The sequence below is a fragment of the Streptomyces sp. NPDC048637 genome (genome assembly GCF_040650675.1).
Classification (GTDB): domain Bacteria; phylum Actinomycetota; class Actinomycetes; order Streptomycetales; family Streptomycetaceae; genus Streptomyces.
The window spans coordinates 1-11111 of sequence record NZ_JBEZHQ010000076.1 but is presented as its reverse complement, the minus strand read 5'-3'; the positions used below and the strand labels follow the sequence as shown (position 1 = coordinate 11111).

At 71.9% G+C, this 11111-nt stretch carries 1 protein-coding gene; it reads left to right on the top strand.

The genetic code is table 11. The features are described from left to right. Nucleotides 1–57: 57 nt before the first annotated feature. The coding region (locus AB0C46_RS40300) for a type I polyketide synthase (RefSeq protein ID WP_362834106.1) at nucleotides 58–11111 on the top strand (11054 nt) is incomplete at its 3' end.

Here is an 11111-nt window from a genome sequence, read left to right as displayed (position 1 = left end):
GGGACGGTGCTGATCACGGGTGGTACGGGCGCGCTCGGTGCTCGTGTGGCGCGTTGGGTGGCCGAACGCGGTGCCGAGCACGTGGTCCTGACAAGTCGTCGGGGCCCGGAGGCTCCCGGTGCGTCGGAGCTGGAGGCGGAGCTGTCGGCGCTCGGGGTGCGGGTGACGGTGGCGGCTTGCGATGTGGCGAGTCGGGATGCGGTCGAGGAGCTGCTGTCGGGCTGCGCCGTGGATGCTGTCGTTCATGCAGCGGGTGTGGTGGATTCCGTGCCGTTGGGGGACGCGGGTGCGGAGCATTTTGCTGAGGTGCTGGGGGCGAAGGTTGCCGGTGCTGTGGTGCTGGATGAGGTGCTGGGTGACCGTGCGTTGGATGCGTTTGTGGTGTTCTCGTCGATCGCTGGTGTGTGGGGCAGCGGTGGCCAGGCGGCGTATGCGGCGGGGAATGCCTTCGTCGAGGGGTTGGTGGAGGCGCGTCGTGCGCGGGGTGTGGTGGGTTGTGCGGTGGCGTGGGGTCCGTGGGCCGGCGGTGGGATGGCCGGTGTGGAGGGTGCGGAGGAGCATCTGCTGCGTCGTGGGCTGAGGGCTCTGGATCCGGGGCTGGCGGTGTCGGCGTTGGAGTCGGTGGTTGGTGCGGGTGAGGGTTCGGTAGTCGTGGCGGATGTGGAGTGGGAGCGGTTTGCTCCGGCGTTCACGAGTGCTCGTCCGAGTCCGTTGCTGGGGGAGCTGCCTGAGGTGCGGGCGGCGCTGGCTGACGGCGGCAATGCCGGTGGTGAGGGTTCTGGTGCTGGGGTGGTGGTGCGGGAGCGCTTGGCGGGGCTGTCGGTTGTGGAGCGGGAGCGGGCGCTGCTGGAGCTGGTACGTACCCACGCCGCAGCAGTCCTCGGCTACCACAAGCCTGCTGACCTCGAAATCGGCGCCACATTCCGGGACTTGGGCTTCGACTCGCTCACTGCAGTCGAGCTGCGCAACGGTCTGAATGCCGAGACGGGCCTGCGACTCCCCGCCACTCTGGTCTTCGACTATCCGACGCCGAGCGACCTGGCCCGTTTCCTGGACGGTGAGTTGTTCGGGACCGGGACGGATGTGGTGTCCGGTCTGCCGGTGCTGGCGTCCACCTCGGACGATCCGGTGGTCATCGTCGGGATGAGCTGCCGGCTTCCCGGTGGGGTGGCCAGTCCCGAGGACCTATGGCGGCTGGTGGCCGAAGCCGAAGACGCCATCTCCGGCTTCCCGACGGACCGTGGCTGGGACCTCGATTCCCTCTTCGGGAACGACGCCGACCAGGCCGGTGCGAGCCGAACGCGCGCGGGCGGGTTCCTGCGCGATGCCGCCCAGTTCGACCCGGCGTTCTTCGGGATCAGCCCGCGTGAAGCGGTCGCGATCGACCCGCAGCAGCGGCTGCTGCTGGAGACCTCCTGGGAAGCCCTGGAACGCTCCGGCGTCAGCCCCACATCGGTCAAGGGAAGCCGTACCGGCGTATTCGTCGGTGCCAGCGCTTCGGGTTACGGGGCAGGCCTGCAGGAGGCTCCGGAAGGGCTCGGCGGCCACTTGCTCACCGGAAGCTCGGGCGCTGTGGTGTCAGGCCGGGTGTCGTATGCGCTGGGTCTTGAGGGACCGGCGGTCACGGTCGACACGGCGTGCTCCTCGTCGCTGGTAGCCCTGCACCTGGCCGCGCAGTCCCTGCGCTCGGGGGAATGCGACCTCGCCCTCGCCGGTGGTGTGACGGTCATGGGCAACCCCGGAGCCTTCGTCGAGTTCAGTCTTCAGGGCGGCCTTGCTGCTGATGGTCGGTGCAAGGCGTTCTCGGACGCTGCGGATGGCACCGGTTGGGCTGAGGGCGCTGGTGTGTTGGTGGTGGAGCGGCTGTCGGACGCCCGGCGTAACGGTCATCGGGTGTTGGCTGTGGTGGCGGGTAGTGCGGTGAATCAGGATGGTGCGTCGAATGGTTTGACGGCGCCGAATGGTCCGTCGCAGCAGCGGGTGATCCGGCAGGCGCTGGCGGGTGCCGGACTGTCGCCGTCGGATGTCGATGTGGTCGAGGCACACGGGACGGGGACGTCGCTGGGTGACCCGATCGAGGCGCAGGCGCTGCTTGCTACGTATGGGCAGGACCGGGACGGGGACCGGCCGTTGTGGCTCGGTTCGGTGAAGTCGAACATCGGGCACACGCAGGCGGCTGCGGGTGCGGCGGGTGTCATCAAGATGGTGCTGGCGTTGCAGCACGGTGTGCTCCCGCAGACCCTGCATGCCGATGAGCCGTCGTCGCACGTGGACTGGTCGGCGGGCAATGTGCGGCTGCTCGCCGAAGCCGTCGGATGGCCGGAGAGTGGCCGACCGGGGCGGGCGGCGGTCTCCGCCTTCGGCGTCAGTGGGACCAATGCGCATGTGGTGATCGAGCAGGCTCCGGTGGAGGAGAGCGCGGAAGCCGGGCCGTTGGATGTGCTCGGAGGTGTGGTGCCGTGGGTGGTGTCGGCGCGGAGTCGGGAGGGGCTGCGGGCGCAGGCGCAGCGGTTGTTGGCGCATGTGGAGGCCCGTCCTGAACTCGGCTTGTCTGAGGTGGGGTTCGCCCTGGCCACGACACGTTCGGCGTTTGAACACCGGGCCGTCGTCCTCGGCACCGAGCGCGCGGAACTCCTTGACGGCCTCACCGCCGTGGCAGAGGGAACTGCTGCGGTCAATGCGGTAACGGGTGCGGTGGACACCGGAGGCCGGCTGGCTCTGCTGTTCACCGGGCAGGGTGCGCAGCGGCTGGGGATGGGTCGCGAGTTGTATGACGCGTTCCCGGTCTTCGCCGATGCTTTTGATGCTGTTTGTGCGCACTTTGATGGCGAGCTGGCGTCGCCGCTGCGGGATGTGGTGTTCGGTGACGAGGCCGAGCAGTTGAATCGGACGGGTTTCACTCAGCCGGCGTTGTTCGCGGTGGAGGTGGCGCTGTTCCGGCTGATGGAGTCGTTCGGTGTGCGGCCCGACTTCCTGGTGGGGCATTCCATCGGTGAGTTGGTGGCTGCGCATGTGGCGGGTGTCTTGTCGCTGGAGGACGCGTGCCGTCTGGTGGCGGCCCGTGGTCGCCTGATGCAGGCGCTTCCGGCGGGCGGCGCGATGGTCGCGCTTCAGGCCGCCGAGGAGGAGGTGTTGCCGCTGCTGGAGGGCCAGGAGCAGCGGGTGAGCATCGCCGCCGTGAACGGTCCGCGGTCGGTCGTGGTCTCCGGTGAGGAATCGGCGGTTGCCGAGATCGCCGGGCGTTTCGAGTCCGACGGCCGGAAGGTGAAGCGACTCAAGGTCAGCCACGCCTTCCACTCGCCGCTGATGAAGCCGATGCTCGACGAGTTCCGCGTTGTTGCGGACAGCGTGGCGTACGCGGAGCCCCGTATCCCGGTGGTTTCGAATCTGACCGGCACGCTGGCCACGCCGCAGGAGCTGACCTCCCCCGACTACTGGGTGCGGCACGTCCGTGAGGCTGTGCGCTTCGCCGATGGCATCCGCTGGCTGGCGGAGCACGAGGTCACCCGGTTCCTGGAGATCGGGCCGGACGGCACCCTGACCGCCATGGCACAGGGCTGCCTCGACAGTGACGCGGACGCGGACGTGGAGCTTGACGCGGACCATGTCCTCATCCCCACCCTGCGCGGCGACGACCGCGGCGAGATATCCGCCGTACTCTCCGCCGCCGGACGGGCCTTCGCCCACGGCATCGCCATCAACTGGCAGACCTTCTTCCCCACCACAGCCCCCACCACAGCCACCGAAAGCAACACCACCGAAAGCACTACCACCGAAAGCACCACCACCACTCCCACTCCCGCCCCCACCCCCATCGACCTCCCCACCTACGCCTTCCAACACCAGCGCTACTGGCTTGAGATACCGTCCACGACCGCGGATGCCTCGTCGATCGGCCTTGCCGCGGCCGGGCACCCGCTCCTCGGGGCGGCGGTGTCCCTGGCCGGCGGCCATGAGGTGGTGCTGACCGGGCGTCTCTCGCCCCGTACGCAGCCGTGGCTTGCCGAGCACCGTATTGCGGGCGCGATCGTCGTCCCGAGCACCGCACTGCTGGAACTGGCAGTGCGCGCAGGGGATGAGGTCGGTTGCTCCCACATCAGGGAACTCGCCCTCGAAGCACCGCTGGTGCTCGCCGAGGACGGTGCGGTTCAGCTGCAGCTCCGTATCGAGGCCCCGGATGCCTCCGGTGACCGGGCGCTGGGTGTGTACGCGCGCCCTGCGGCGGCCTCGGCCGATGCGCCGTGGACGCGGCATACGAGCGGTGTCCTGGCGGAGAGCGGCCCGACGGAGGAGGCCTTCGACTTCGCTGCGTGGCCGCCGGCCGGCGCGGAGCCCGTGGACATCGACGACCTGTACGAGGGGCTGGCGGCGGCCGGGTTCGACTACGGTTCGGCCTTCCGCGGCGTGCGGGCCGTTTGGCGGGGCGCCGACGGCGTGTACGCCGAGGCCGAACTGCCGGAGTCCGCTGCGGCCGGGGAATTCGCTCTCCATCCCGCTCTGTTGGACGCGGCGCTCCATCCGCTGGGCCTCGGTCTGCTGGACGGTGTGGCGACGGAGGCCGTGCTGTTCGCGTGGAGCGGCGCCTCGCTGCAGGCGACCGGCGCGACCGCACTGCGGATCCGGCTGGCCCGCCGCGGGGCCGACGAGGTGTCCCTCCAGGCCGCCGACGGCGCCGGGCAGCCGGTGATCGCGGTCGAGTCGATGCTGATGCGCAAGACCAGTGAGCGGCGGGACGACCGGACGCCTTCGCTGCCGGCTTCGCTGCTCCGTCTCGACTGGGCACCGATCGCCGTGGAACGGGCCCGCGAGTCGGACATCGGCGAGGGCGCGGCAGCGGATGCCGATGTGCCGCGGCTGACCGTAGTGGGGAGCGACCCGCTGGGCCTGGCCGAGGCGCTGGGCGTACACGTCGCCGAGGCTGTGGAGGCGGCCACCGACTCCACGACGGACGCGACGACCGGCACAGTGCTCGTGACCGGCGTCGCCACCGTGGACGAAGCGCACACCACCCTCACGGCGTTCAGCGAACGGCTGGCGCAGGAGTCGTCGTCGGCCCGTCTGGTGTTCGTCACCCGAGGCGCCATCGCCCTCGGTGGCGAGGCACCGGACGCGGAGGCCGCCGCCCTCTGGGAAGAGCTTCGCGTTGTCCAGGCCGACTACCCGGACCGGATCGTGCTCGTGGACGTCGATGACGACCTCGACTCCCATCGTGTGCTGCCGTCCGCGCTCGCCACGGACGAGTCCGAGCTCGCCCTCCGCAGGGGTGAGGTGTCGGCCGCGCGGCTGGTCAGGTGTGCATCGAGCGCCGCCGCAGCCCTGGACGTGGAGCCCGGAGGAACGGTCCTGGTCACCGGCCCGTTCGCCGAACAAGTCGCCGCCGCCCTCGAACCCCAGGGAGACGTACAGACCGTCGCCTACCAGGACCAGGACCAGGACCAGGACGGGGACGGAGCCGGAGACGGAGCCGGAAACCAGGACGCGGCAGCGGAGGCGGACGCGGACGCGTACGCGGACACCGGCCAGAACCCACACACCCTGCAAGCAGCGATAGCCGCAGCCCGGGCAACCGGACGCCCGCTCAGCGCCGTCGTGCACACCGCCGACCTCGGCCGGTGCCGCGATGTCGATACGGCCCGCGTCCTCGATGAGTTGACGCGCCGCACTGACACGGACGGCGCCCCGCCCGCGCTCGTCCTCCTCGGCATCGGCGGCCCGGCCGGCGCTCCGTCGGGCGGGCAACTGGCCGCGCTCGCCCACCGCCGGGCCGGCGCCGGCCTGCCGGTTCTGGCACTGCTGCCGCCGTCCGGCGCGGCCGCCCCGGGGCTGTCCGCGGTGTCGGTGGAGGAGACCGCGGCCCTGCTGGGCGCCGCCCAGGCCACGGGCCGGACGGTGCTGCGTCCCGCGCGGGTGGACCGCGCCGCACTGCGCGGCTCCGCGACCCCGCTGCCGGCCGTTCTCAGCGCGTTGGCGCAGGGCTCCGGGCGACGGATCGCCACACGTGAGCAGGCCACCGCGGCCTCCGGCCTGGCGCGTCGGCTCGCGGGGAAGGGTGCGGCCGAACGCGGCCGCGCGCTGCTCACCGTCGTCCGTACCCAGGTCGCCCATGTCCTCGGCTATGCCGGCCCGGACGAGGTGGAGCCCTCCCGGAGCTTCACCGACCTCGGATTCACCTCCCTCACCGCCGTCGAGCTGCGCAACCAGCTCAGGGCGGCGACGGGTATGGCGCTGCCCGCCACGCTCGTCTTCGACTACCCGACCCCGGTGGCGCTCGCCCGCTACCTCGACGATGAACTCACCGGTGAGACAGGCGACTCGGTGCCTGCGCCGTCCGGTGCGCCCGTCGACAACGACCCCATCGTCATCGTCGGGATGAGCTGCCGCTACCCGGGCGGCATCCGTACGCCCGAGGAGCTGTGGGAGCTGGTCGCCGCGGGTGGCGACGGGGTCTCCCCGTTCCCCGCCGACCGGGGCTGGGACCTCGCCGGCCTGTACCACCCGGACCCGGACCACCCGGGCACCTGCTACACCCGCGAAGGCGGATTCCTGCACGACGCCAGCCACTTCGACCCGGGCTTCTTCGGCATCAGCCCCCGCGAGGCACTGTCGATGGACCCGCAGCAGCGGCTGCTCCTCGAAGCGTCGTGGGAGGCCCTGGAAAGCTCCGGAATCGACCCCGCGGCCGCCCGCGGCACCCTCACCGGCGTCTTCGCGGGCGTCACCTACCAGGACTACATCGGCATCCTCGGCGGAGCACAGGAGAGCTTCGAGGGATACGTCGGCACCGGGAACTCGCCCAGCGTGCTGTCCGGGCGGATCGCCTACACCCTCGGCCTCGAAGGGCCGGCGGTCAGCGTCGACACCGCCTGTTCCTCGTCCCTGGTCGCCCTGCACCTGGCCGTCCAGTCGCTCCGTCAGGGTGAGTGCGATCTCGCGCTCGCGGGCGGTGTGACGGTGATGTCCACCCCTGGCTCGCTCATCGAGTTCAGCAGGCAGCGGGCGCTCGCCGAGGACGGCCGCTGCAAGCCGTTCTCGGCCGACGCCGACGGCGCGAGCTGGGCCGAGGGCGTCGGCATGGTGGCCGTCGAGCGGCTGTCCGACGCGCGGCGCAACGGACATCCCGTCCTGGCCGTCATCCGTGGCAGCGCCCTCAACCAGGACGGCGCCTCCAACGGTCTCACCGCTCCCAACGGCCCCTCCCAGCAGCGCGTCATCCGCCGGGCACTGGCCGCCGCCGGTCTCGGACCGCAGCAGGTGGACGCCGTAGAGGCGCACGGCACCGGGACTACCCTCGGCGACCCGATCGAGGCCCAGGCCCTGATCGCGTCCTACGGTCAGGACCGGGACGAGGACCGGCCGCTGTGGCTCGGTTCGCTGAAGTCGAACATCGGACACAGCCAGGCCGCCGCCGGCGTGGGCGGCGTCATCAAGATGGTGATGGCACTGCGTAACGGGCTGCTGCCCAGGACGCTGCACGCCGAGGAGCCCAGCCCGCACGTCGACTGGACAGCAGGCCATGTACAGCTGCTCAACGAGGCCGTCACCTGGCCGGACGCGGACGAGCCCCGCCGGGCCGGCGTCTCCTCGTTCGGGATGAGCGGCACCAACGCCCACGTCATCGTCGAGCAAGCACCCCGGGAGCAGGCACCCCGGCAGCCGGCCCAGCGGGACACCCCGGCGGTGTCCGCCCTCCCCGTGGTGCCGGTGCCCCTCTCCGCACGCACCGAGGACGCACTGCGCGACCAGGCCGCACGGCTGCGCTCCCACCTGCTCGCCCGGCCCGGCGAGTGCGACCTGCCCGGCATCGGCTTCTCGCTCGCCACGACCCGCTCCGCCTTCGAGCACCGGGCGGTGCTCGTCGCGGCCGACCTGGAGGACCTCGACCGCGGCCTGCGGGAGATCGCCGAGGGCGCGATGGTCTCCGACGTGCCCCAGGGAGTCGCCCGCGACGGCAGCGCCCGCCCCGTCCTGGTCTTCCCCGGCCAGGGCAGCCAGTGGGCGGGCATGGCACGTGAACTGCTCGACACCTCACCGGTGTTCGCCGACCGCCTGGCCGCCTGCGAACGCGCCCTCGCCTCCTTTGTCGACTGGTCGCTGACGGCCGTCCTGCGCGGCGACACCGACGCACCCGACCTCGAACGGGTCGACGTCATCCAGCCCGCGCTGTGGGCCGTCATGGTGTCGCTCGCCGAGCTGTGGCGCTCCTACGGAGTCGAACCCGAGGCGGTCGTCGGACACAGCCAGGGCGAGATCGCCGCCGCCTGTGTCGCCGGTGCGCTGACCCTGGACGACGGGGCGCGTGTGGTGGCCCTGCGCAGCCGGGCGCTGACCGCCATCACGGGAAGCGGCGGCATGATGTCCGTCCAGCTGTCGGCCACGGCGGTGCGCGAGCGCATCGAACCGTGGGGCGAGCGGCTGTCCGTCGCCGCCATGAACGGCCCCGCCTCCGTCGTGGTCTCGGGTGCCGCGGACGCGCTCGACGAGCTGTTCGCCGCGCTCACCGCGGACGGTGTGCGGGCCCGCAAGGTCTCCGTCGACTACGGTTCCCACTCGGCGCAGGTCGAGCCGGTGCGCGCCCAGGTGCTCGACGCACTGGACGGAATCAGCCCGGCCGACGCCGACATCCCGTTCTTCTCGACCGTCACCGGTCAGTGGCAGGACACCACCGGCCTCGACCCCGACTACTGGTACACCAACCTGCGGCAGACCGTACGGTTCGAGGACGCCATCCGCGGCCTGGTGGCCGCCGGCCACCGTGCCTTCATCGAGGTCAGCCCGCACCCGGTGCTGTCCGGCGGGATCCGTGACTGTGTGGACGCGCTCGGCACGGACGCCGCCGTGCTCGGCACCCTGCGCCGGGACGCGGGCGGCGTCGGCCGGCTCCTCACCTCCCTCGCCGAAGCACATGCGCAGGGTGTGGCCGTCGACTGGACCGCCGTTTTCGCAGGCACCGGCGCGCATCGCGTCGACCTGCCGACCTACGCCTTCCAGCGTGCGCGGTACTGGCCCCAGGCGCGCGAACTGACCGCCGCCGACAGCCAGGACGGGCCGCTGACCGACGCCGTCGAAGCGAAGTTCTGGGAGAGCGTCGAGAAGGAAGACCTCCAGGCGCTGACGGACACGCTCCACCTGGACGGCAATCAGCCGCTGAGCGCCGTACTGCCCGCGTTGTCGTCGTGGCGCAGGAACAGCCGCGAGAAGTCCACCGTCGACAGCTGGCGCTACACCGTGCGCTGGACGCCGCTCGCCGAGCGCGCCGCCGCCCTGCACGGCACCTGGCTGCTGGTCGCCCCGGCGGGGGAACCCGCCGACGGGCCAGTGGCCGCCGTACAGGACGCGCTCACCGCACACGGCGCCCGGGTACGCCTCGTGGAGCTGACTTCCGAGGACGGCTCGGACCGCGAACGGACCGCCGACCGGCTGCGCGAGGCGCTCGGCGGCGACGACCTCACCGGAGTCCTGTCGCTGCTCCCGCTGGACGAGCGTGCCCACCCCGCCCACCCCGCCGTGCCCCTCGGGCTGTCCGCGACCCTGTCCCTGGTCCAGGCACTCGGCGACCTCGGCATCGGCGCGCCCCTGTGGTGCGGGACCCGCGGGGCGGTCGCCATCGGCCGCTCCGAGTCCGTCACCCACGCCCACCAGGCGCTGGTCTGGGGCATGGGCCGGGTCGCCGCCCTGGAACACTCCGACCGCTGGGGCGGCCTCATCGACCTGCCCGAAACGCTCGACAAGCGGGCCGCCGACCGCCTCTGCGCCCTGCTCGCCGGCCCGGACGGCGAGGACCAGATCGCCCTGCGCGGCTCCGGGACCTACGGACGCCGCCTGGTCCGCGCCCCGCTGGCCGGCGCACCGGCCCAGCGGACTTGGCGGCCCCGCGGCACCGTACTCGTCACCGGCGGCACCGGCGCCGTCGGCGGCCATATCGCCCGGTGGCTGGCCCGCGAAGGCGCCGAGCACCTACTGCTCACCAGCCGCCGCGGCGCCGACGCCCCGGGCGCGGCGGAACTCGAAGCCGAACTCACCGCGCTCGGCTCCCGCGTCACCTTCGCCGCCTGCGACGTCGCCGACCGCGACGCGCTGCGCGACCTGCTGGCAGCCGTCCCGGAGCAGTACCCGCTCGGCGCGGTCATGCATGTCGCGGGCTCCCTCGACGACGGTGTGATCGACTCCCTCGACCCCGGCCGGATGGACACCGTGCTGCGCGCCAAGGTCACCGCGGCGCTCAACCTCCACGAGCTGACCCGGGACCGGGACCTGTCCGCCTTCGTGCTCTTCTCCTCCACCTCCGGCACCATCAGCGGCCCGGGCCTGGGCAACTACGCCCCCGGAAACGCCTTCCTCGACGCACTCGCCGACCGGCGCCGCGCCGAAGGGCTCCCCGCCACCGCCGTCGCCTGGGGCCACTGGTCCGGAGACGGCATGGGCGAGGGCGCCGTCGGCGACCGGCTCCGGCGCTACGGCGTGTACGACATGCAGCCCGAGCTGGCCTGCGGCGCACTCCGTCAGGCCCTCGACCACGACGAGGCCTACGTCTCCGTCACCGACCTCGGCTGGGACAAGTTCACCCCCGCCTTCACCGCCTCCCGGCCCAGCGCACTGCTGCGCGATCTCCCGGACGCCCAGCGCGTCCTGGAGACGGCACAGGAGAGCGACGACACCGGGTCCGACGCCGCGAAGCTGCTCCAGCATCTCGCCGGACTGTCCGAGTCCGAACGCGCCGCCATGGTCCTGGACGTCGTCCGCAGCTATGTCGCCACCGTGCTCGGCTACGCCGGACCCTCCGCCGTTGATCCCGAACGGGCCTTCAGCGACCTCGGGTTCGACTCACTCAGCGCCGTCGAGCTGCGCAACGGCATGAACGGCATCACCGGTCTGCGGCTGCCCGCGACCCTCGTCTTCGACTACCCCACCTGCGCGGTGCTCGCGGACTTCCTGCTGGCCGAACTGTCCGACACGGCAGTACACGACGGGTCTGCGACGGCGCCGGCCGCCGTGACGGCAGGACAGGCGGAGCATGACGAGCCGGTGGCGATTGTGGCGATGAGTTGTCGGTTCCCGGGTGGGGTGGGGTCGCCGGAGGAGTTGTGGGGGTTGTTGGTTGAGGGTGGGGATGG